The following is a 21773-nucleotide window of genomic DNA, read 5'->3' as shown; positions in this document are numbered from 1 at the left end:
TTCCAAAACAAAAACGGTAAGAATGTATAAAATACTATGATAAAAGATTGCTTCGTCGTACCTCCTTGCAATGACGACTATTACATAAAAAAAGCCCTGCAGTTTTTAAATTCTGCAGGGCTTTTCGATAAGATTGCTTCATCCTGATGAAAAACCAGGATTCGCAATGACGATTAGTCGGTTACGGCCAAACGCCTAAATTCATATAAGAAACCGCAATTTTATCAATTGAATTTACAAAAGCAGCAGTTCTTAAAGTCTGCGTACCTGGTTTAGTCATCAATGTTTCGCGGATTTCGTGGTAAGAATGGATCATAGTATCTTCTAAACCAGAGTTTACCAGTTCCATTTCTGATGCACCTTTAACAATCATTAAACGGTGCTCAGGAAGGATGGTCTTACCGGTTAAGTTCTCTAAAGTAGCAATTAAGTTGGCATTCGAGTTAGCCGCATAACGGTTCTCCATACGGCCAAAAGCTACGTGTGAAAGGTTTTTTAACCACTCGAAATAAGAAACCGTTACACCACCAGCGTTACAGTACATATCCGGGATGATGATACCACCCATTTCGGTAAAAATGGCTTCAGCTTCTGGTGTAGTTGGTCCGTTTGCACCTTCAGCAATAATTTTCGCTTTAATGTTACGGATGTTAAGCTCAGTAAACTGGTTTTCTAAAGCCGCAGGAACGATAATATCGCAATCTTGCTCTAAACCTTCCATCGAGTTTTTGAAGCTTGTAGCACCCGGGAAATCCAGGATTGATCCTGTATTTTTACGGTGTGCAAAAACCTCGTCAACGTTTAAACCATTGGCATTGTAAATGGCGCCTTCAAATTCGCAAAGGCCAACAATGGTAGCACCAAACTCAGCTAAGAATTTAGCAGAGTGGTAACCCACATTACCTAAACCTTGAACAATTACTCTTTTATCGCCTAAACCAGCTTTAAAACCGATTTTAGCCATATCTTCTGCCACGTCTACACACTCACGTACGGCATAAGCCACACCACGACCGGTAGCCTCTTTACGTCCACGGATACCGTGTAAAGCAATTGGTTTACCAGTTACGCAACCCAATGCATCAAGCTGACCTGGGTTCATGGTCATATAAGTATCGGCAATCCAGCTCATTTCGCGCTCACCAGATCCATAATCAGGAGCAGGAACATCAATACCAGGACCGATAAAGTTTTTCTTAATTAATTCTGTTGTATAACGACGGGTAATGGTTTCCAGTTCGGCAACACTGTATTGTTTAGTATTGATTTTAATACCACCTTTTGCACCGCCAAATGGAACGTTAACAATAGCACATTTGTAAGTCATTAGAGCTGCAAGTGCCATCACCTCATCTTCGTTAACCATTTCGCTGTAACGTATACCACCCTTTGTAGGGCTCATGTGGTGAGAGTGCTCTACACGCCAGGCGTCAATTACTTCAAAACCGTTTCCGCGGCGGATTGGAAATTGGAAACGATATACACTATTACATGTTTTAATCTGGTTCAATAAACCTTCCGGATGATTGGTGAATTGAGCCGCACTGTCAAAGTTTTTACAAACATCTGCAAAGAACTTGTTCTCGTCTGCTAGATTAGCCATTATTTATTTTTTATATTGAATAAGTTTTCGGTGCAAAATTGCCTAAAAAAACTGCACATATCCAAATGCAAAAAGACTTAGTGTACAGCTAACACCACCTTATTGAGGCTTTGAAAAGGGTTTTATACCGATTATGCAAAACTGTTCAAAAACTATATTTAAACAGGTTTAAACAGGGATATATTGATCCTTCGACATGATTAAAACGACTATTTTTATAGGTTTTATTATTGCTTATTCCATTGAAAAAAAAATTATAAAAAAAATATCCACAAGGCCGTTTTATTACAATACTGATTAATCGACAAACAAAAACACCATAATAATTACGAATATCATAAATTTTGCATCAGAAATAAGACATAAAAAAAGGAGATCAATATAATTTTGATCTCCTTTAAAAATTAATTTGGACTATCGTAATTAAGTCCCCTTTTTATTTATTAATGTGGTTTTCTTTTTCGATTTTCTTTAATCTTTTATCAATAGTGAAAAGATAAGCCAGCAGGCCAACCAGTATAATCACGATACAGATTACAACAACATAAATTTTTCCGCTGCTGCGAAGGCTATCAGCCATTTCAACGCCATTGTCCTGTGCAAATAACTGCATGGTGGCCATCAATAATATTAGGGAGAAAAATATCTTCTTCATTTTAGTTATGTTGTTGTTTGTTTTCTATTGAACGAATTCTGAAACGGATGGTGTACACCCAGTAACCGATTAATATCCAGCCTAAACATGCCGGATAAAATACCATACGCATGCGGCTATCTAAATCGTAACTGTTAAAACCAGGGTTACCACCATTACCCGGATGTAATGAATCTTTTAAACGTGGAAGCACAAAAAGCAATACCACCATCATCGGGAAGGCAAAAATATTGTAAATGGCCGAAATTTTAGCCCTTTTTTGCTCCTCGTCTATCGCATTGCGGAGAATGAGGTATGCAAAGTATAATAAGATAGATATGGCTGCAAAATTCTGTTTCGGATCGAAGCTCCAAAACTGACCCCAGGTATATTTAGCCCAGATGGCACCGGTAATTAAACCTAAAAGGCCAAAAATAATTCCCGCATTTACACTTTCTACGGCTTTTATATCGTCTATTTCACTTTTGCTACTCAACGATTTTACGCTGTAAAAAACAGAAATTGAAAAAAGAACAATCATGGCAAACCACATCGGAACATGGAAATACAGGTTACGGATTGTTTCGTTTAAAATAGCTAAATGAGGCACTCCCAGCAACAATCCTGCAATTGCAGTATAAATTACTAAAACTGAGCCTAAAATTTTCCACCAGGTTTTATGCATACATATATAATTTTGAATGATTGAGTTTTGAATGAGAGAATGGTCTTTTCTTCTGCCTTAAATAATCATAAAGGATTTCTCATTCTATAATTCAATCATTCTTTCATTCAATCATTTTTTAATCCCTCCAAAGGTAAGGAAATAACAATAAAGAGGTTGCCACCATCAGCACATTCACCACCAGCAACATCGCAATTTCATCGTAACTATTTTCCCATGGCAAGCCATCTACCGCATTTTTAGCCAGTTTGATCAAAAGGATCAATACCGGTATAATAATTGGAAAGCTTAATATTGCCATTAGCATACCCCCATTACCCGCCTTACTTGCAATGGCCGAAACCATGGTAAATACCGTAGAGAAACTCATACTACCCAATACCACGGCTACATAATATAGTATCATGTCGGGTGGCGTAAAGGAATCGAAAACTAAAGTATAAAAGCCCAAAGCGATGGTGGTGAGCACCAGCATCAGGAGTGTATTGTAGACCGTTTTAGAGATTAAAACCGCAGCCGGACTGGCCAAAATGTAACTGTAAAGCTGTTGCCCTTTTGTTTCCTGTAAAAAACTCTTCGAAACACCATTGATGGAAGCAAAAAGCATAATAATCCAGAACAAGGCGTTCCAGGTTAATTTATCGCCAAGGCTTACAAATGACAGATAACAGGTAAAAATAGTAGAAACCACATAAAGTAACACACCGTTAATGGTATATTTGGAGCGCCACTCTAATAATACTTCCTTGTGAATTAAATATTTAACCTCTTTGGCCAATTGCATAACCGCAAAGATAAATAATTGCTTTATTGTTGGATGGCTTTATTGTTGTATTGTTGTAATTTTGTTTGATAGCTAACGTAGCTAGAAGACATATAAAAAAGTTTTGACCACAGATGAATAGGATAAACACAGATGGTATTTATTTTCACAGCCAACTGAAGTTCCTGATCATTTAAGAATATAATTGACCACTGAGGCACAGAAACACGGAGAAAAACAATATGCACAAAAATCTGTGTTCATCTGTGTAAATCTGTGGTAAAAAAATGAACTACGCATCAGTTATAGAAACGCCTATAGGCAAATTAAGCATCCTGGCTGATGAGGATTTTGTGCATGCCGTTACTTTTGAAGAAAAAGATATTGCTGATTTGACAGAAAACGAACTGACCATAAAAGTTGCCAATCAATTAAAAGAGTATTTTAATGGTACGCTTCGCGATTTCGATTTCCCAATGCAACAGAAAGGAACCGATTTTCAGCAGGAAGTATGGCAAAATTTATTAACGATACCTTATGGCGAAACCACTTCTTACGCCAAATTTTCGGCACATAAACCTTTAGCTATCCGCGCAATCGCTTCGGCAAATGGAAAAAATAATATTGCCATTGTAGTACCTTGCCACAGGGTAATTGGCAGCAATGGTAAACTGGTAGGTTATGCCGGCGGTTTATGGCGCAAACAATGGCTGTTACAGCACGAACGTGAGGTTACTCAACAAGGACAAACAGAATTAAAATTTTAAAACTATATACTTTTTAGCAGATGAATACAGACCAAGCCGAAACACCAAATTATTTAAAAGCCATCCGTTTAATTAATATCGAAGGAGACAAATGTTCATTTGAGAATGGAAAAATTCCCATCCGACAACACATTAATGCGAATTACTTTTTCGCCCAAACAGATGTTTCCACTTTAGAAAAAATCCCCCATCCTGCCCCACGTCGTCAATATGTAATTACACTCAAGGGCAAACTGAAATTTACGGTAAGTAATGGTGAAACTTTTATCATTGAGCCAGGCATTGTGCTAATAGCGAATGATACTGCAGGGGAAGGGCATACCTGGGAAATTGTTGATGGTAATGAATGGGAAAGAATCTATATCCCGCTGGAAGAAGATACAGACGACTATTTTACAATAGATTAACAATTCCAAAACCGGGATCAGGTAAAATCCGTAAATAATATCAAAACGATGATATTATGAAAACGATCTGCTCCCTCCTTTTTGTTCTTTTTACCTATATGCCGATGGAAAAAAATGCTCCGGTGGCTAAGTTAGACCTAAAAAAATATTCGGGAACGTGGTATTCTTTATATTCTATCCCGACCATTTTTGATAAAGGCAGTCGAGAAACAACGACTAAATACACTTTGAATAAAGATGGTTACTACAATGTGTTAACCACTTATAAAAAACCGGGGGATGAAAAGGTTTACTCGAGAAATTCGAAAATGTTTCCCTCAGAAGATGGAGATCGCGGAGAATTACAAGCACAATTTATCTGGCCGATAAAGGTTGATTACTGGATTATAGAACTCGCCGACGATTATTCTTATGTAGTAGTTGGTCACCCGGATCATAAATTTTTATTCATCATGAGCCGCAACCAGACGATGCCGAAGAAAACCCATGATGAAATTGTAGCCCGGTGTAAGGCAAAAGGTTATGAAGTAGCTAAATTAACCTCGCAGTTGCATGAAAAGGCTTAGGCTGTTATTTTTTCACCGCGTTTAACGCTGAAAAGCATAAATATCACGCCCACTAAAAGCACAATCCAGCCCCATTGGAAATGAACTACTTTACCAATCAGTTTATTGGCAAAACCATATTTGGTATAATTATTTGCGGTAAAGTAAACTGCAACCACAGCTAAAACATACCAAATAGCCATTACAAAACTCATAAACCTAAATGCACCAACTTTTCTGATAAAGAGAAACAATACTGAAATGGCGATTATGGCGTAAGTGATTAAAAATAAACGCGCATCGGATTGGTACAAATTCCAGTTGCCTTTAATTGGCACTTTTAAGATCGGGCAGAAACCTGCAATAACGCATAATAAAATGCCTAACCAAGCCCTGAATTTATTTAATACTAACATAGTTTGAAGTGATTTAAAGATTTTTCCTTCGGTTTGATTACACGGATTTAGAGATTACACAGATTTTGGTTAAGGGTTCATAGTTGATGGTTAATAGCTAATTGCTTTGCATTTTTCAATGACCAATTAACTAATGACTAATCAACCAATACTACAACTACTGAACCAATGAACCAACTATTGTCCTTCAATAATTCCCATTTTATCGGCAAAGTGTGCGCAGTAATCGCGTAAATCTTCAACAATAAGGGTTTCATTTGTAGCTTTTAAAAAGCTATCGCCCATGGTTTGCAAAGTTTCGTAGAAGAAACGTTTCATCTCATCAACAGGCATATCTTTTGTCCATAGGTCGATACGCATTGAGTTTTTATAATTATGGTCCCACAAGGCAAGAATCATCGATTTAACAGGAACCTGATCTTTTGTTTGTGCATCGGTACTTTCCCAAAGAATATTCTCGGGCATATTGTTATCGTCTAGCTCAACGGTTATTTTAATTTCTGCTTTTCTCATTTTTAAGTTGATTACACCGATAAATGGATTCCTCGGATGACGGGATTACACAGATTACCGGTTTATTTTTTAACGGATGCAAAGATGATTAATTAATTTGATTCTACAGATGAGTAGATTACACTGATTAACATTGCTAAGATATTTTTACGGTTTAATTACGCTAACTTTTGTAAAATCACCATCAGGATGGCCGCGATAACGATAAATATCAGCTCTACTACCCAGATCCGTTTAATATCCTTCAGTGTAAAACGGAAAACTAAGTCGGTTATAAAAGTTACCAGGATAAGGCAGCCTAAAATAAGGAGGTAAAAACCACTCATATTTACCTGGCGGGGTGCTGTAGTTTTGTCTGAAAGAAGATTTACAGTTACCAAACCTAAACCAATGGCACTAACGATATTTAAAGGTGTTATCCTTAAGCTCATTACTTTTTCTTATCGAATTTTTTACCCTTTTTAAAGCTTTTTATTTCTTTACCTGCTTTTGCCTTCGCTTTTTCTCTGGCTTTTTTATCAATCGCAGCTGCATGTTTTTTCTCGTGGAAAGCCCCTTTAAATTCAGGATCTTCCTTACGTTTCTGCATATCTATTTCTTTAGCAATGTGCTGACGTTCTTCGTAAGGGGTTTCGTCAATAAAAACACCTTCAGGAATTTCGGCAACAGGAATATACTGGCGGATCAGTTTTTCAATCTTGCGGATATAATATTTTTCGGCATCGGTTGCAAATGTTATGGCATCGCCTTTGGCAAACGCCCTACCCGTACGACCAATTCTGTGTACATAATCTTCGATAATAATCGGCACATCAAAATTGATAACATGACTTACATCACTCACGTCAATCCCCCTGCTCGCCACATCAGTAGCCACCAAAACGCGGATATTACCCTCCTTAAAGCTGTTAATGGAGTTTATTCTTGTATTCTGCCCCTTGTTGGCGTGGATTACCCGAACATTATCAGCGCCGTACCTGCGTTCGATAAAACTGAAAATATTATCGGCAACGGTTTTTGTTTTACAGAAAATGATTAAACGGTTAAAAGCTTCATCATTTTTCAACAAATGCTGCAATAGGTTAATCTTCGTCTTAAAATTCGGAACGTAATATAAAGCCTGAGTTACGTTTGCAGCAGGGGTAGCCTGTGTTGATGCCTCAATTACAAGTGGATTATTTAAAAAATCGCCTGCAATTTTCTGCACCAGATCACTCATCGTTGCAGAGAACAACAAATTCTGGCGTTTGCGTGGAACAATTTCCAGAATACGGTGGATAGAGCCAATAAAACCCATGTCCATCATTTTATCTGCTTCATCAAGCACCAAAAACTTTAAGCTTTGCGTATTAATGTCGCCGGCCAAATATAAATCGAGAAACCTTCCGGGCGTAGCAATTAAAATATCTACCCCTTTTGCAATCTGCTCTTTTTGTGTCTTTGGACCAATTCCGCCGAAAATCACCAATGATCGTAAATCGGTATAAGTAGAGAATAATTTCACCTGTTCGGCAATCTGCATGGCCAGTTCCCGCGTTGGCGACAAAATTAAAGCCCTTGGATTATCGCCCTGAGCATATTTTAATTGCATTAAAATCGGCAAAACAAAAGCTGCGGTTTTTCCGGTTCCCGTTTCTGCAATACCAAAAATATCCTGACCAGATAAAACCGGTGCAATTGCTTTTTCCTGTATCGGTGTGGCAACGGTATAACCTGCATCGGCAACTGCATTTAAAATTTGCCTGTTTAACTTAAATTCTTCGAACGATTTTGCCATAGCGCACAAAGATAGTGATTAAGGTTGAGGGTTTGAAGGTATAAGGCAGAAGGTTTAAACCAAATGGCAAACTTAAAGTCCACTTTAAGAGACTATGGGGGTAAAGCAAATCCAGTAATTCTTCGTTTTGGTAGTCCTGCTATCCGTTTTATTTCGTTACACTCCATGCTCACTACTATCAGGTTTATTTAACCTAAAACAGTAGCATTAAACTCAATTCCGCACCTTTCATCCGCCAAAATAGACTATCGAAATTCTCAAATCTGCTATCTAACTTCTCAAATCTATTTTTACCTTTGAAACCATGAATACTTACCTGATAAAAGCTGCTACAATTGTAAACGAAGGACTGAAAATTGTAGCCGATGTATTGATAAAAGACGGATTAATTGCTAAAATCGGCCAAAACCTGTCCGAAACAGGAGCGCAGGAAATAAATGCCGAAGGACAATACCTTTTACCAGGAATGATTGATGATCAGGTACATTTTCGCGAACCTGGATTAACCCACAAAGCCGATATTTTTACCGAAAGTATGGCTGCTGTAGCCGGAGGAATTACTTCTTTTATGGAAATGCCCAATACAGTACCCAATACCTTAACACAGAATTTACTGGCCGATAAATATGAAATCGCAGCCCAAACTTCCTTAGCGAATTATTCATTTTATATGGGTGCCAGCAACGACAATATTGAAGAAGTTTTAAAAACCGATCCAAGAAATGTATGTGGCATTAAGGTTTTTATGGGTTCATCAACAGGAAATATGCTGGTTGATAACGAAAAAACCCTGGAAAATATTTTTAGCAAAGCACCAATTTTGGTGGCTACGCATTGCGAAGATGAAGCAACCATCCGCCATAACCTGGCCGAATTTAAAGCCAAATATGGCGATGAACTCACGATTGAAATGCATCCTTTGATCCGCAGTGCAGAGGCTTGTTATAAATCATCCTCATTAGCGGTCGAATTGGCAAAAAGCTACCAAACGCGTTTGCATATCCTGCACATTTCTACAGCTAAGGAAATTGCATTGTTTGATAACATTACGCCATTAAAAGATAAAAAAATCACGGCTGAGGCCTGTGTACATCACCTTTGGTTTAACGATAAAGATTATGCTGCAAAGGGCAATTTTATTAAGTGGAACCCTGCTGTAAAAACCGAAGATGATCAAAAAGGAGTGCTTAAAGGTGTGCTTGAAGATTATATTGATGTGATTGCGACAGACCATGCACCACATACCTTAGCAGAAAAGCAACAACCGTATTCGCAGGCACCCTCAGGCGGGCCACTGGTTCAGCATGCATTGCCAGCATTGTTAGAAATGCATTTACAGGGGAAAATATCTTTAGAAAAAATTGTTGAAAAAACAGCACACAACCTTGCCATCTGTTTCGACATTGAAAAACGTGGTTTCATCCGCGAAGGTTATTGGGCCGACTTGGTTTTGGTAAATCTTAAAGACTCATGGACAGTAACCAAACTGAACAATTTTTATAAATGCGGCTGGAGTTCGTTTGATGGCGACACTTTCCAATCGAGCATTACGCATACTTTTGTATCAGGCAATTTAGCTTATCAAAATGGCAAATTCACCACTGATCAGATTGGAAAGCGACTAACTTTTGCAAGATAGATTTGTTATATTTGTCTACTACAATGATTATAATATGGAAACACTAATTGTACATCCAAAAAACAAAGAGCAACTCTCAGCTTTAAAGGCATTTGTAAAAGCTTTAAAAATTGAGTTTACTACAGAAAAAAGCCCATACAAGCCTGATTTTGTTGCTAAAATAAAAAGAAGTCAAGAGCAAATGAAAGAAGGAAAAGGGGTCAAAATTGCTGTAGAAGATTTATGGAAATAAGTTATTTGTTACCTTACGTATAAGTCGCGATTAAAAAATCCATTATGCTTTCAATACTATGGAAATCATATATTATGATGAAGCATTAGCTGACATCAAATTTTGGAAGAAATCAGGAAATAAAACTGTTCAGAAGAAAATTGAACAGTTAATTGTAGATATTTTGGAACATCCGTACACAGGAATCGGCAAACCAGAACCTTTAAAATATGATTTATCCAGTCTATGGTCTAGAAGAATTAATAGAGAGCACAGAATCATCTATCAAATATTAAACGATGCTTTACACATCCATTCGTTAAGAAGTCATTATAAATAAGTAATGATAGCACGCCCAATACTAATCAAATTAATTGTTTTACTTGGCCTTGCTTTCTTAATTTTCTTCTTTGGCTTCTTCCCTACTCTTGTCCAAAAATACTACTCAACAGGTTTTTATCTTTATATTTCTTCAACATTAAGATTTATATCATCCATTTTTCCTTTCGCCATCGGCGATATCATTTATGCTTTATTGATTGGCTTTGTACTTTATAAAATCGTTAGATTTTACAAAAGGAGAAAATCATTAAAAAAGCATGATAGAATTGTTATTCCCTTACAGATTTTAAACTTCTTTTTAATTCTTTATATCATTTTCAAAATAGTTTGGGGTTTAAATTACAGCCGACCGAGTATAAGCGAGGAATTAGGCATAGGGAATGAAAAATATAATGTTAAAGAATTAGTTGTTCTGGGTAATTATTTCGTTGATAAAACTAATGCCCTAAAATTAAAGCAAAATAAAGTACCTTCTTATACGATTAATGAGCTCGAATCTAAATCTGCGGCTGCTTATTCATTTATGGAGAAAAGAAACTCTGTATTCAGGTATTCCAATCCTTGTTTAAAATCGGTTATAAATTCCTGGCTGATCAGTAAAATCGGTATTGAGGGTTATTATGCCCCGCTTTCTGGCGAAGCTAATATGAATATGAACCTGCCCGATTTTGTAAAACCTTATGTAAGCTGTCACGAAATCGGACACCAGCTCGGCATTGCTTATGAGGATGAAGCTAATCTTTTGGGGTATTTAACCGCAAGCAATAGTCCTGATGTGAATTACCAGTATTCTGCCAATTATGAAATGCTACGCTATATTTTATTCGAAATCAGGATGAAATCGCCAGAAGATTATAAATTGCTTCGCGCTAAGCTCTTACCACAAATTCTTGCCGATTTTAAAACAGAAAAAGAGTTCTGGCGAAAATACAACGGCGATATGTTCGGTTACATGGATGTAGCTTTCGATCGTTTCTTAAAACTGAACAACCAGAAAAAAGGAATCGACAGCTATCAGGATATTGTGATTTGGTTGTGGAATATTTATAAGTCCGAAAGTCAGAGGTCCGAAAGTCCGAAGATCAAGCTGTAAATACCTCCATCATCCATTTTCCATAAAACATTTTACATCACTTACCCGTGTATTGCTTCTCTCGTCCCAAAACTCTGGATCAGTTCTCCCTCAAAATCCAGCCATTCTTTCCAGCGTTTATCCACATCTACATCGGTACTATATTTACGGGCAAAATTTAAGAATGTGGTATAGTGTCCGGCTTCCGAAACCATCAGCTCGTGGTAAAACCTGGCAAGTTCCTGATCTTTTATATTTAACGAAAGTACCCTGAAACGCTCACAACTTCTGGCCTCAATCATGGCCGCAAACAAAAGCCTATCGATAAAAGCCATATTTCGGCTTCCATCTTTCTTGCTAAACTTTACCAAACGACCTACATAGTCATCTTTACGCTCGCGGCTTAAAGTATATCCCCGTTTTTTTATAATTTCAATCACCATCTGGAAATGCTGCATTTCTTCGATAGCAATGGCCGTTAATTCATCTACCAGGTCTTGGTATTCAGAATTTTGAGTGATTAATGTAATGGCATTGGTTGCCGCTTTTTGTTCGCACCAGGCATGGTCTGATAAAATTTCCTCTAAATTCGATTCCGCAATATTTGCCCAACGTGGGTCTGTCAATAATTTTAATCCTAACATCTGGTGTTTTGTAATTGAGCAGCAAAATTAGAAATAATCGGCACGGTTTTAAAATTGTGAGCTAAAAAGCCCTTATTTTGCAGAAATTTAAATCATGAGTGCAAAGAAATTATTAATTATTGGATTTGTATGGCCCGAACCGACTTCATCGGCAGCAGGTACCAGGATGATCCAACTGGTTGATTTATTTCTGACCAAAGGTTACCAAATCACTTTTGCCTCAGCAGCATCTAAAAGCGATTTCAGTTACGATTTTAGCAACACGAACGTTGTAGAGCAAGAAATTAAGCTCAACGACGAAAGCTTTAATACCTTTTTGAAAGAATTGAATCCTGATTTGGTCCTCTTCGACCGTTTTATGGTAGAAGAACAATATGGTTGGCGGGTTCAGCATGAATGCCCTAATGCATTTAGGTTACTAGATACTGAAGATTTACACTGCCTGCGGAGCGCACGGCAACAAAGTGACAAGAAAAAACAAGCTATCGATCTATTTTCTGATACAGCTAAAAGGGAAATTGCCTCGATTTTGCGCTGTGATTTATCTTTAATCATTTCGGAAGTAGAAATAGACATCCTTAAAACGCATTTTAAGATCGATCCTTCACTAATTTACTATTTACCTTTCCTGGAAAATGAAATCACCCAGGAAGATGCTGAAAAATGGTTTCCTTATGAAGACCGGGCTGATTTTATTTTTATTGGAAATTTTCTCCACGAACCCAATTGGAATACCGTACAGATTTTAAAAACAAAGATCTGGCCCTCGCTCCGGAAAAGACTTCCTAATGCTAGACTGAACATTTATGGTGCTTATCCATCTCAAAAAGTACTGCAATTAAATAATAAAACTGAAAAATTCCTGATTAAAGGTAGAGCCCTGGATGCGAAAGTAATCATTTCTAAACATCGCATTCTGCTTGCCCCTATCCAGTTTGGTGCAGGGGTAAAAGGCAAGTTTATCGATGCCATGCATGTGGGTACACCGTCTGTTACAACCTCTATTGGAGCAGAAGCCATGAAAGGTGATTTAGATTGGAATGGTTTTATTGAAGATGATCTTGATCTTTTTGCAGGAGAAGCCATAAAACTATACGAAGACAAAAATGCATGGCAAATTGCCCAACAAAACGGTATAAAAATCATCAATCAGCGGTATTCTGCTAAATATTTTGCCGATCAGTTTATAAACGAAGTAGAAAAACTATCCTCTAATTTAATAGCACATAGGCAGAACAACTTTTTCGGACAGATTTTAAACCACCACACTGCGCAGAGTACAAAATACATGAGCTTGTGGATTGAGGAGAAGAATAAGTTTTGAGTTCGGAGTTGAGCGTTTTTACTCCGAAGTCCGAAAGTCGGGGGTCCGAAGACTTAGTCGTATGAAGCAAAGCTCCTTATCTTCCGACTTTCGGACCTCTGACCTCCAACTTTTTACAACATTAAACTTTAAAACCTTTCAACATTATAAGTCGGAGGTCCAAAGATATAGTGTATAAAAAATACAAAAGAGAGGCATTGAATAAACCAAAAGCCTCTTTTGTACATATTATTATTAGTTTTAAAAATTAAAAGCAAGTTTAGTAAATAGCTTACGGCCATTAAAACCCATTTGAACAGCATCCCATGCCCCACCTGTTTCACCATCGTATGCAGAAAGCTTTGCGCCTTGTACGTAACCATAATCAGGGTGAATATTAAATATGTTATCTGCGCCAAAAAACACCGTGACTTTTTTCGAAATTTTGTAAGAACCATAAATATCGGTAACCATTTTGCCTGAATAATTAAATTGTTCTAAAACCGTTGTACCTGGATCGTTATCCAATGCAACCAACGGTGGATAAGTATTTTCATAGCCATAACCTAAAATCGAAATTTTGCCATAGTATAAGAAATGTGTTCCAACCATCCAGTTACCAAACCCATAATCTAAGTTCAAGCCCAGTTTTACAGGAGGCGCAGATGCTTTAATATATGCCTGCTCTCTGTCGCTAAAGAAAGCCTGTTGATTTTCATAAGAACCATTTAAAGCATTCGGAATATTAATTTTATCAATATTTAAATGATTTAAGTTTCCGGTAAATAAAACCTTAATGCTTTTATTATCAAATCGTTTTGTGTAGTCCACAACTAAATCCAATCCATAATTTGTAGTATTAACAGCATTTGCAAAAAATTGAGCCTGAGCAACATTTAACTGGTTCAAAATTGGTTTTAAAGCCGGAATACTTTCATCAAACTGACCAGATAATACTACCCTATCTTTAATATTAATGCGATAGCCATCTAAGGTTACTGTAATTTCAGAAACTGGTTTCCATGAAAAGCCTAAACTTGCATTAATGGATTTTTCTTGTTTCAGATCAGGAATGCCTGCTGCTTTTGTAATTGGACTGTAGTTCGGTGCGATTTTAACTTCGAAAACATTGCCTCCCTGCACGTTTGTAAACGTATTGCTGAAATTAATTTGTTGTAGTGATGGTGCACGGAAACCTGTACTTATCGATCCGCGAACATTAAAATTAGTAGTCAATTTATAACGGGTCGCAAATTTGTAATTACTTGTAAAGCCAAAATCATTGTAATTTTCTGCCCTAACAGCAACACCAATAAGCCACTTTTCTGTCGCATCTAATTCTGCATCTACATAAGCTGCAACGTTAGATCGGCTTGCATTAACTTCATCGCCTGGCTGGTAACCCGGAAAACCCTGAGCGCCTGTGGCTTTGTTTGCATTATAGTTTGAATAAGAATCTTTTTCTCCGGCGTAGATTTTATAATTTTCATACCTCTGCTCTAAGCCAAAAGCCAAATTCAAACCCGATGCAACGGTTGGAATTGCCTTACTTAAATTAAAATTGACCGTATTTTGCAAAAATGAAAAACCGCCATCATCAAAATGGGTTTTACCCGCACCAAGAGAAGCATTAAAAGTTTGATCGCCATAAAAATGAAAATTGTTACGGCCAAATGTATTGCTTAAATCCCAGTTCCAGTCTTTACCCCAGATACCTTTTACACCTGCCGCAAAAGATAAATCCTGGATTTTAGTCTGGATGATCGGATCATAATAGGTTTCACCATCTATTGTACTTTGTAAAATCGGATTCCCTGCAACTCCGTCAGGAAAACGTTCAGGTCGTTCTGATAAATTTCTGGTATAGGCATAAGCATCCGAAGCTTTTACATTACCACCACCGAACGAATAAAATACTGTTTTTGTATTGGCAACAGGCAATTCCATATTATACATTAAACCACCAGAAGTTACCGATCCATCTCCGGTAGATCTTCTCACAGTATTAATTGGCAAACCATCCTTTGAGCTTAAATCTGTGTTCAGATTTTGCCTGAAGGTTTTACCATTAGCAAAAAAGTTTCCGGAGAAATTAATAAAACCATCATGCTTACCAAGCGCAACACCATAATTGGCTCCTAAAGAAAATGCATTTCCATCAATTGCCCCACCCTGGCGATATTGCCCAAGCTCTTTACCATAATGGGTATTGTTTCTTGGATCATAATAGCCTGAATATCCTGTGTTAACACTCAAAACACCGACATCCTTTTTCAATATCAAATTGATTACCCCTGCAATCGCATCCGATCCATATTGTGCTGATGCGCCATCACGCAGGATCTCAACACGATCTATCGAAGATTCCGGAATGGCATTTAAATCTGTTCCTGAATTTCCTCTTCCCCTGGTTCCGAATACTGCAACAAAGGCCGTTTGGTGACGACGTTTGCCATTTACCAAAACCAATGTCTGGTCTGGTCCCAACCCTCTAAGCGTAGCCAGATCGATTTGATCTGCACCATCTGATCCGCTTTGTTTATTAAAATTGAAAGACGGTGAAGCAGCATTCAAAATTGAAGTTAAATCCATTTTTGCAGTAGGCATGTTAACCTGATTAATCTTGATCACATCAACGGGAACAGGCGTCAGAATTGAAGAGCGGCCTTTACCACGGGTACCAACCACCACGAAATCGCCCAAATTTTGTGCACTTTCCGTTAAAATAATTGTTACAGGTCCGGTTGTTGTTAGTATTTCCCTTGTTTCGTAACCAATAGCACTCACAATTAGGGTTGCTTTGTCAGAAACTGAAATCTGGAAATCTCCATTCTGATCGGTAACAGTACCTTTAGACGTCCCTTTCTCCTTAACAGAAGCGGCTATAATTCCTTCGCCCTTCAGTGTGGCAACCTTACCTTTTACAATATTTTGTGCAAAAGAGTTTATTGGGAGTATAAAAAGCCCAAATAATACATACAATAGTTGTTTTTTCATAGTTATATTGATAAATGCATAAGCAATATAAACAATATGAAGACACTTTTTACGCTCAAACACTATAAAACATTAAATGCATTTAAAAAAACAGATAAACACATCGCAAAACAGAAAAACAAGCAGATTCAAGCAAAAAAAATTAATTATTTCAGCATAAATTTCAATATTTTAAAAAAAACCTTTGATTCTTATCCTGTTGTTAGAAATAAATCACGCTCAGTTTCCAGTCATAAATTGTTCGGGTTTATATTTTCTTGCTAACAAATGAATGACATAACCTTTATTTAAAAAGCATATTTTTGCTCCTATGGCAAAAATATCAATCAACCTTGCTACAGGTTCGTTTCAGAAGGAAGAAATTATAGTTGGAATAGATTTAGGCACAACCAATAGTCTGGTGGCATTTATCAATCCAGATAAAAATCCACAGGTAATTAACGATGCTGGTAAAGGGATATTGGTGCCATCAGTGGTATATTTTAACAGCCAGAATGAGGCCATTGTTGGTAACGAGGCGAAAGAATTTTTAACTACCGATCCCTCAAACACAATCTTTTCCGTTAAAAGGTTATTGGGGCGCTCTTATAAAGATGTAGCTGAACATAAAGACATTTTTTCTTACAAAATTATCGACGATGATACTGATGCTTTGGTGAAAATCCAGGCCGGCGATCGCTTTTACACGCCAATCGAATTATCGGCAGAAATTTTAAAAGAGCTTAAAGCAAGAGCAGAACATGCCTTAAAAACACCTGTTAACCGGGCGGTAATTACCGTTCCCGCTTATTTTAACGATAGTCAGCGCCAGGCCACACGAGATGCAGGAAAACTTGCCGGTTTAGACGTAATGCGCATTGTAAACGAGCCTACTGCGGCAAGTTTGGCTTATGGAATCGGTTTAGACCCTTCGCAACAGAAAACCATTGCGGTTTACGATTTAGGCGGAGGTACCTTTGATGTTTCTATTTTACAGATTCAGAACGGAATTTTCGAAGTTTTGGCCACCAACGGTAATACCTATTTAGGGGGTGATGACTTTGATCGCGCCATCTTAAATTACTGGCTGGAGAAAAACAACCTTGATATAACCGTAGTTGCACAGGATAATATCTTGATGCAAACCTTACGCCTACAGGCCGAAGCTGCAAAAAAAGCATTATCAACCCAAAATTTATATAACGAACAGGTTGGCGAAATCTGGTGTACGCTTGATAAGCAAACTTTTGAGCAGTTAATCGCTTCAAAAGTGGAAGAAACCATCACGGCCTGCAAAAATGCATTAAAAGATGCAGATTTATCTGCCAGCGATATCGACGAAGTGATCCTTGTTGGTGGTTCTACCCGCACGCCATTTGTAAAACAGGCTGTCGAAAATTTCTTTGGCAAAAAACCGCAGGATAACATCAATCCTGACGAAGTGGTGGCACTTGGAGCAGCCATTCAGGCTGATGTTTTAGCAGGAAACCGATCTGACATCTTATTGTTAGATGTAACCCCACTCTCGTTAGGTATCGAAACCATGGGTGGCTTAATGGACGTAATTATTGCCCGTAATAGCAAAGTACCTACTAAAGCAGGTCGCCAATACACCACTTCTATTGATGGACAGGTGAATATGAAAATATCTGTTTACCAGGGCGAACGTGATCTGGTTAAAGAAAACAGAAAACTGGCAGAGTTCGATTTAAAAGGAATCCCGGCAATGCCTGCAGGTTTGCCTAAAGTTGATATTAACTTTTTACTGAATGCCGATGGTATTTTAACCGTTCAGGCGATAGAATTACGGTCGGGCGTTAAACAGGAGATCGAAATTACCCCAAGCTACGGCCTGAGCGATGATACTGTAGAAAAAATGTTGATCGATAGCATTACCCATGCGAAAAGTGATGTAGAACAACGCATGCTTATCGAAGCACGCAGCGAAGGTGAACAATTGGTTTACACGGCAGAAGGTTTTATCAAAAAACATGCTGAACATTTAACTGAGGTCGAAATTGCAGAAACGGTAGCCCATATCGAAGCATTAAAAACTGCTTTAGCCAGCCAGGAAAAAGACACCATTTTAAAGAAAGCAGATGAATTGAACGAATTTACCCGTCCGTTTGCCGAGCGTGTAATGGATGCCGCGATTTCTACGGCTATGAAAGGGAAGAAAATAGAATAGTTTTCAGTTGGCATTTTTCAATCTTGATAAGTCATTCTGATCCGCTATCGGATTTATTTCAGAATCTTTCATGCTATAACCATCATACTTATATGGCCTTACATTTTTTATGTGGTTTAAATTGTTTGGAAAGCAATACCAGTGCTTATCTGATTCGATAGCCCCGCTTTTGGTACGAGTTCCGATTGAAGGATCGGAAGCTCTTCCCTCCAATCGGTTTTAAATAACACAGGTACAGCGAAAAAACGCAGGTCGCGATACCCATAAAACAGATATAAACAATTATCTTCGGTTACGAATCAAATCAAACACTTTCTGATGTCTTAACCAATGTATAAATTTAAAATCTTGATTGGCTTCCTCTCATTTCTCATTACAGTTTATAACAGTGCTTCTGCCCAATCAGATACAACACTGATCAGATCCCATTTAAAAACTTTAACTAAAACACCTCAATTTCGTAACCACAGCAATATTGATCAGCTCAATTTAACAGCCGATTACATCAGGACTGTTTTCAAAAAATCAACCGATAGCGTTTTGGTACAAGAATACGATGTCGATCAAAAAACATATAAAAACATCATCTGCTCGTTCGGAACCGAAAATAAAAAAAGGATTATTGTTGGTGCACATTACGATGTTTGCGGCGATCAGGAAGGTGCTGATGATAATGCAAGTGGAGTAACGGGTTTATTGGAACTTTCCAGGTTGTTAAAAGGCAAAAAACTCAATTACCGAATCGATCTGGTAGCCTATACTTTAGAAGAACCACCTTATTTCAGAACCGAATTTATGGGCAGTTACATCCATGCTAAATCTTTAAAAGAATCAAACGCTGAGGTATTTGGAATGATTTCGCTCGAAATGATCGCTTATTTTAAAGATGATGCCAAATCGCAATCCTATCCTTTAGGTATCCTATCCGTAAAGTATGGAAATAAAGGAAATTACATTACACTGGTTAAAAAATTCGGTTCAGGCGAATTTGTAAATCAGTTTTCTAAAAATTTCAAAGCAACAAAAAGCATCCTTACCAAAACATTTGCCAGCCCACCCTCACTGCCAGGTATCGATTTTTCTGATCATCTAAATTATTGGAAATTTGGTTACGATGCCATGATGATTACCGATACCTCCTTCTACAGGAATAAAAATTACCACCAAAAAACCGACACCATGGAAACTCTTGATATACCGAGGATGGCCAAAGTAATTGATGGGGTTTACAGTGGATTAACCTCTTTGAAGTAGTTACAATAACTTAAATATGGTTAAATCGATCAAAGTTAAAGACAATGGCAACATATTCATTATGATTTACATCTTCTGTATGTTCCCGTTATTCTTTGTGGCGCCAATTTTCATATTTGATTTAAGCTATGTTCAATCAGCTATAATTACCATGTCGATATTAACGATATTCTTTATTTTCTACTTTAAAAACCTAATCGCCAAACAGGATGAATATGCAATTATTGCGGACGAAAATGAGATTATCCTATTAAATCTGGGAACCTTTAAATGGAGTGAAGTTAAATTTGTAAAGGCTATTGAGGAGGGTTTTGGCCGTAGAAGATATAATTACATTAATATCATTTTACAAAATGGCAGAAAATTTAAAATTGAATCCACAAACTTCGATTATCCCAATCAAGAGCTCGAAACCATTTTAAATGCATTGGGCAAACTAACCGGTTAGTCGCCCATTCTACCCAATTTCTTACCATACATCAAAAAACGCCAATCCATTAGCCACTATCTTTGTTAAAATTATTTAGTAATATGGAATTAGGTATCGGAATGTTTGGCGATCTGCAGATCAATGCAAAAGGCGAGATTCAACCCGCCCAACAACGGCTTCAGGAAATTATAGAAGAAATAAAACTCATGGACGAAGTGGGTTTGGATTTTTATGGAATCGGCGAACATCACCGTCCTGATTATGCCGTATCCAGTCCCGAAATTATATTGGCTGCCGCAGCAACAGTAACCAAAAACATTAAGTTAAGCAGTGCGGTTTCGGTTTTAAGTTCATCCGATCCGGTTAAACTTTATCAAAATTTCGCAACTATAGACCTTATTTCAAATGGCAGAGCCGAATTAATGGCCGGTCGAGGAAGTTTTATCGAATCGTTCCCCCTTTTTGGATACGACCTTCAGGATTACGATCAGCTTTACGAAGAAAAATTAGACCTGCTCCTTAAAATCAACGCAACGCCAAAAATCAGCTGGAAAGGTAAATTCAGACCGGAACTGAATAACCAGGAAGTGCTGCCAAGAGCGGTAAACGACAACTTAAAAATATGGGTTGCAGTTGGTGGAACGCCTGAATCGGTAGAACGTGCAGGCAGATTGGGTTTACCGGTTATGTTTGCCATCATTGGAGGTCAGCCCATACAATTTAAACCACTTTTCGATTATTATAAAAAGGTGTACCAGGCCTATGGGCATGATATGAACAAGTTCGAAGTTGGCGTACACATGCACGCTTTATTTGGCGAAAACAGTAACGAAGTTGCTGATTACTATTACCCGCTGTATTCGGCTCAGATGAACCGTATCGGTCGTTCACGTGGCTGGGCACCTTACCAACGCAATCAATTTGATGCAGGAAGAGGTGATGGCGGTGCTTTAATCATCGGCGATGCAAACGAATCAGTAGATAAAATTTTGGCGATGGAAGAAACTTTTGGTTTAACCCGTTTCTCAGCACATGTAGATGTTGGCGGACCATCTCACGCAGCTTTAATGAAATCGATAGAGATTTTCGGGACTAAAATTGCGCCGAAAGTTCGTGAGGCATTAAAAAAATAGATTAAGCCTCATTCTTCTTTACAAAAACCTGTAAAAAAGAATAGATATAACAACCTACACAAATGGCAAATAAACTCTCCAATAGCGCAAAAACCATCATAATAAAGGTTAAGATGAGCGCAAGTGTATAAAAATTAAATAAAAATGTCGCGGTAATCAACAGGCAAAACACAACGCCTAAGGTTGCCGCGAACTTTTTTGGTGCCAAATCTTTCATTTTCGGCGGAATTGAAAATGCATTCGAAATTCTGATACCTATCAATTTTAACAGGCTAAATTTTCCTGTTGTAAATGCCCTTAATGCAAAATCAAATATCAAAAAAACAATTGCCCAATAGTTTGAAAATACCATACAGGTAATTGCAATCACTGCTACCATAAAGGCGATAATCCTCACTACATTTTCATTTACTCTTTCAGCTGATACCGGGCAAGACAATTCCATTAAAATAATTTTGGTATAAATTTAAT

The 21773-nt window shown here is 37.7% G+C and carries 23 protein-coding genes; 12 read left to right on the top strand and 11 right to left on the bottom strand.

Features of this window, described 5'->3' with window-relative positions:
• Positions 1-181: 181 nt before the first annotated feature.
• From H9L23_RS04345 to H9L23_RS04330, 4 genes are all read right to left on the bottom strand, one after another.
• On the bottom strand, positions 182-1603 hold the full coding sequence (locus H9L23_RS04345; RefSeq protein ID WP_187593828.1) for a Glu/Leu/Phe/Val family dehydrogenase: 1422 nt from the start codon (positions 1601-1603) through the stop codon (positions 182-184).
• A gap of 436 nt (positions 1604-2039) precedes the next feature.
• Positions 2040-2258: a CcmD family protein gene (locus tag H9L23_RS04340; protein WP_187593827.1), complete on the bottom strand. Its 219-nt coding sequence runs from the start codon at positions 2256-2258 to the stop codon at positions 2040-2042.
• 1 nt (position 2259) lies between these two features.
• The gene (gene ccsA / locus H9L23_RS04335; RefSeq protein ID WP_187593826.1) at positions 2260-2922 is read right to left on the bottom strand and encodes a cytochrome c biogenesis protein CcsA; all 663 of its coding nucleotides are present in this window, start codon (positions 2920-2922) and stop codon (positions 2260-2262) included.
• Positions 2923-3040: 118 nt separating this feature from the next.
• Entirely contained in the window at positions 3041-3706 is a 666-nt protein-coding gene (locus tag H9L23_RS04330) for a heme exporter protein CcmB (RefSeq protein WP_187593825.1), read from the bottom strand.
• Between the two features lie 266 nt (positions 3707-3972).
• Between H9L23_RS04330 and H9L23_RS04325 the strand changes: the two genes are divergently transcribed.
• Genes H9L23_RS04325 through H9L23_RS04315 form a run of 3 tightly spaced genes read left to right on the top strand, consistent with a single transcriptional unit; the run spans position 3973 to position 5425 of the window.
• Positions 3973-4452: a methylated-DNA--[protein]-cysteine S-methyltransferase gene (locus tag H9L23_RS04325; RefSeq protein WP_187593824.1), complete on the top strand. Its 480-nt coding sequence runs from the start codon at positions 3973-3975 to the stop codon at positions 4450-4452.
• Positions 4453-4472: 20 nt separating this feature from the next.
• Entirely contained in the window at positions 4473-4859 is a 387-nt protein-coding gene (locus H9L23_RS04320) for a cupin domain-containing protein (RefSeq protein ID WP_187593823.1), read from the top strand.
• A gap of 56 nt (positions 4860-4915) precedes the next feature.
• The gene (locus tag H9L23_RS04315) at positions 4916-5425 is read left to right on the top strand and encodes a lipocalin family protein (protein WP_187593822.1); all 510 of its coding nucleotides are present in this window, start codon (positions 4916-4918) and stop codon (positions 5423-5425) included.
• Here the strand turns inward: H9L23_RS04315 and H9L23_RS04310 are convergent.
• The 4 genes from H9L23_RS04310 to H9L23_RS04295 all read right to left on the bottom strand — a co-directional run bounded on the left by H9L23_RS04310 (position 5422) and on the right by H9L23_RS04295 (position 8110).
• Positions 5422-5820, bottom strand: coding sequence for a hypothetical protein (locus tag H9L23_RS04310; RefSeq protein ID WP_187593821.1), 399 nt, complete (start codon positions 5818-5820; stop codon positions 5422-5424). The two genes, H9L23_RS04315 and H9L23_RS04310, sit on opposite strands and share 4 nt — an antisense overlap.
• A 177-nt stretch (positions 5821-5997) precedes the next feature.
• On the bottom strand, positions 5998-6333 hold the full coding sequence (gene gldC / locus H9L23_RS04305; RefSeq protein ID WP_187593820.1) for a gliding motility protein GldC: 336 nt from the start codon (positions 6331-6333) through the stop codon (positions 5998-6000).
• A 158-nt stretch (positions 6334-6491) separates the two neighbouring features.
• On the bottom strand, positions 6492-6764 hold the full coding sequence (locus tag H9L23_RS04300; RefSeq protein ID WP_187593819.1) for a hypothetical protein: 273 nt from the start codon (positions 6762-6764) through the stop codon (positions 6492-6494).
• Positions 6764-8110, bottom strand: a complete 1347-nt coding sequence (locus tag H9L23_RS04295) for a DEAD/DEAH box helicase (RefSeq protein ID WP_187593818.1) — start codon at positions 8108-8110, stop codon at positions 6764-6766. Before H9L23_RS04295 ends, H9L23_RS04300 begins: the two co-directional genes overlap by 1 nt.
• Positions 8111-8414: 304 nt before the next feature.
• Between H9L23_RS04295 and H9L23_RS04290 the strand changes: the two genes are divergently transcribed.
• The 4 genes from H9L23_RS04290 to H9L23_RS04275 are packed head-to-tail and all read left to right on the top strand — an operon-like array spanning position 8415 to position 11395.
• Positions 8415-9749: a dihydroorotase gene (locus tag H9L23_RS04290; protein WP_187593817.1), complete on the top strand. Its 1335-nt coding sequence runs from the start codon at positions 8415-8417 to the stop codon at positions 9747-9749.
• Positions 9750-9783: 34 nt separating this feature from the next.
• Positions 9784-9981, top strand: coding sequence for a DUF2683 family protein (locus tag H9L23_RS04285; protein ID WP_187593816.1), 198 nt, complete (start codon positions 9784-9786; stop codon positions 9979-9981).
• A 58-nt stretch (positions 9982-10039) separates the two neighbouring features.
• Positions 10040-10300, top strand: coding sequence for a Txe/YoeB family addiction module toxin (locus tag H9L23_RS04280; protein WP_187593815.1), 261 nt, complete (start codon positions 10040-10042; stop codon positions 10298-10300).
• A 3-nt stretch (positions 10301-10303) separates the two neighbouring features.
• Positions 10304-11395 carry a DUF3810 domain-containing protein gene (locus H9L23_RS04275; RefSeq protein ID WP_187593814.1) on the top strand — a complete coding sequence of 364 codons (1092 nt, stop codon included), beginning with the start codon at positions 10304-10306 and terminating at the stop codon, positions 11393-11395.
• A gap of 41 nt (positions 11396-11436) precedes the next feature.
• On the opposite strand, the gene miaE is transcribed toward H9L23_RS04275, so the two are convergent.
• On the bottom strand, positions 11437-12018 hold the full coding sequence (gene miaE / locus H9L23_RS04270; protein WP_187593813.1) for a tRNA-(ms[2]io[6]A)-hydroxylase: 582 nt from the start codon (positions 12016-12018) through the stop codon (positions 11437-11439).
• Between the two features lie 94 nt (positions 12019-12112).
• On the opposite strand from miaE, the gene H9L23_RS04265 reads away from it, so the two are divergent.
• On the top strand, positions 12113-13342 hold the full coding sequence (locus tag H9L23_RS04265; protein ID WP_187593812.1) for a glycosyltransferase family 4 protein: 1230 nt from the start codon (positions 12113-12115) through the stop codon (positions 13340-13342).
• A 240-nt stretch (positions 13343-13582) separates the two neighbouring features.
• Here H9L23_RS04265 and H9L23_RS04260 read toward each other — a convergent pair whose 3' ends face one another.
• Positions 13583-16318 (bottom strand): TonB-dependent receptor, encoded by a 2736-nt coding sequence (locus H9L23_RS04260; RefSeq protein WP_187593811.1) that lies wholly within the window; start codon positions 16316-16318, stop codon positions 13583-13585.
• 310 nt (positions 16319-16628) lie between these two features.
• On the opposite strand from H9L23_RS04260, the gene dnaK reads away from it, so the two are divergent.
• The 4 genes from dnaK to H9L23_RS04240 all read left to right on the top strand — a co-directional run bounded on the left by dnaK (position 16629) and on the right by H9L23_RS04240 (position 21302).
• Positions 16629-18485: a molecular chaperone DnaK gene (gene dnaK / locus H9L23_RS04255; RefSeq protein WP_187593810.1), complete on the top strand. Its 1857-nt coding sequence runs from the start codon at positions 16629-16631 to the stop codon at positions 18483-18485.
• Positions 18486-18815: 330 nt separating this feature from the next.
• Complete coding sequence (locus H9L23_RS04250) at positions 18816-19739, top strand: M28 family peptidase (protein WP_187593809.1); 924 nt, start codon at positions 18816-18818, stop codon at positions 19737-19739.
• A 16-nt stretch (positions 19740-19755) separates the two neighbouring features.
• Positions 19756-20187 carry a hypothetical protein gene (locus tag H9L23_RS04245; RefSeq protein ID WP_187593808.1) on the top strand — a complete coding sequence of 144 codons (432 nt, stop codon included), beginning with the start codon at positions 19756-19758 and terminating at the stop codon, positions 20185-20187.
• 83 nt (positions 20188-20270) lie between these two features.
• Positions 20271-21302, top strand: a complete 1032-nt coding sequence (locus tag H9L23_RS04240) for an LLM class flavin-dependent oxidoreductase (protein ID WP_187593807.1) — start codon at positions 20271-20273, stop codon at positions 21300-21302.
• Position 21303: 1 nt separating this feature from the next.
• On the opposite strand, the gene H9L23_RS04235 is transcribed toward H9L23_RS04240, so the two are convergent.
• Positions 21304-21747: a DUF4395 domain-containing protein gene (locus H9L23_RS04235; protein ID WP_187593806.1), complete on the bottom strand. Its 444-nt coding sequence runs from the start codon at positions 21745-21747 to the stop codon at positions 21304-21306.
• Positions 21748-21773: the final 26 nt, after the last annotated feature.

This window comes from Pedobacter roseus, from assembly GCF_014395225.1.
GTDB lineage: Bacteria > Bacteroidota > Bacteroidia > Sphingobacteriales > Sphingobacteriaceae > Pedobacter > Pedobacter roseus.
The sequence above is the reverse complement of the archived record's forward strand: the minus strand, read 5'-3'. Positions and strand labels throughout refer to the sequence as shown.

What these genes read in the sequence shown, in the direction of transcription:
- H9L23_RS04345 (WP_187593828.1), bottom strand. Translation starts at nt 1,603, where the DNA reads ATGGCTAATCTAGCAGACGAGAACAAGTTCTTTGCAGATGTTTGTAAA.
- H9L23_RS04340 (WP_187593827.1), bottom strand. Translation starts at nt 2,258, where the DNA reads ATGAAGAAGATATTTTTCTCCCTAATATTATTGATGGCCACCATGCAG.
- ccsA (WP_187593826.1), bottom strand. Translation starts at nt 2,922, where the DNA reads ATGCATAAAACCTGGTGGAAAATTTTAGGCTCAGTTTTAGTAATTTAT.
- H9L23_RS04330 (WP_187593825.1), bottom strand. Translation starts at nt 3,706, where the DNA reads ATGCAATTGGCCAAAGAGGTTAAATATTTAATTCACAAGGAAGTATTA.
- H9L23_RS04325 (WP_187593824.1), top strand. Translation starts at nt 3,973, where the DNA reads ATGAACTACGCATCAGTTATAGAAACGCCTATAGGCAAATTAAGCATC.
- H9L23_RS04320 (WP_187593823.1), top strand. Translation starts at nt 4,473, where the DNA reads ATGAATACAGACCAAGCCGAAACACCAAATTATTTAAAAGCCATCCGT.
- H9L23_RS04315 (WP_187593822.1), top strand. Translation starts at nt 4,916, where the DNA reads ATGAAAACGATCTGCTCCCTCCTTTTTGTTCTTTTTACCTATATGCCG.
- H9L23_RS04310 (WP_187593821.1), bottom strand. Translation starts at nt 5,820, where the DNA reads ATGTTAGTATTAAATAAATTCAGGGCTTGGTTAGGCATTTTATTATGC.
- gldC (WP_187593820.1), bottom strand. Translation starts at nt 6,333, where the DNA reads ATGAGAAAAGCAGAAATTAAAATAACCGTTGAGCTAGACGATAACAAT.
- H9L23_RS04300 (WP_187593819.1), bottom strand. Translation starts at nt 6,764, where the DNA reads ATGAGCTTAAGGATAACACCTTTAAATATCGTTAGTGCCATTGGTTTA.
- H9L23_RS04295 (WP_187593818.1), bottom strand. Translation starts at nt 8,110, where the DNA reads ATGGCAAAATCGTTCGAAGAATTTAAGTTAAACAGGCAAATTTTAAAT.
- H9L23_RS04290 (WP_187593817.1), top strand. Translation starts at nt 8,415, where the DNA reads ATGAATACTTACCTGATAAAAGCTGCTACAATTGTAAACGAAGGACTG.
- H9L23_RS04285 (WP_187593816.1), top strand. Translation starts at nt 9,784, where the DNA reads ATGGAAACACTAATTGTACATCCAAAAAACAAAGAGCAACTCTCAGCT.
- H9L23_RS04280 (WP_187593815.1), top strand. Translation starts at nt 10,040, where the DNA reads ATGGAAATCATATATTATGATGAAGCATTAGCTGACATCAAATTTTGG.
- H9L23_RS04275 (WP_187593814.1), top strand. Translation starts at nt 10,304, where the DNA reads ATGATAGCACGCCCAATACTAATCAAATTAATTGTTTTACTTGGCCTT.
- miaE (WP_187593813.1), bottom strand. Translation starts at nt 12,018, where the DNA reads ATGTTAGGATTAAAATTATTGACAGACCCACGTTGGGCAAATATTGCG.
- H9L23_RS04265 (WP_187593812.1), top strand. Translation starts at nt 12,113, where the DNA reads ATGAGTGCAAAGAAATTATTAATTATTGGATTTGTATGGCCCGAACCG.
- H9L23_RS04260 (WP_187593811.1), bottom strand. Translation starts at nt 16,318, where the DNA reads ATGAAAAAACAACTATTGTATGTATTATTTGGGCTTTTTATACTCCCA.
- dnaK (WP_187593810.1), top strand. Translation starts at nt 16,629, where the DNA reads ATGGCAAAAATATCAATCAACCTTGCTACAGGTTCGTTTCAGAAGGAA.
- H9L23_RS04250 (WP_187593809.1), top strand. Translation starts at nt 18,816, where the DNA reads ATGTATAAATTTAAAATCTTGATTGGCTTCCTCTCATTTCTCATTACA.
- H9L23_RS04245 (WP_187593808.1), top strand. Translation starts at nt 19,756, where the DNA reads ATGGTTAAATCGATCAAAGTTAAAGACAATGGCAACATATTCATTATG.
- H9L23_RS04240 (WP_187593807.1), top strand. Translation starts at nt 20,271, where the DNA reads ATGGAATTAGGTATCGGAATGTTTGGCGATCTGCAGATCAATGCAAAA.
- H9L23_RS04235 (WP_187593806.1), bottom strand. Translation starts at nt 21,747, where the DNA reads ATGGAATTGTCTTGCCCGGTATCAGCTGAAAGAGTAAATGAAAATGTA.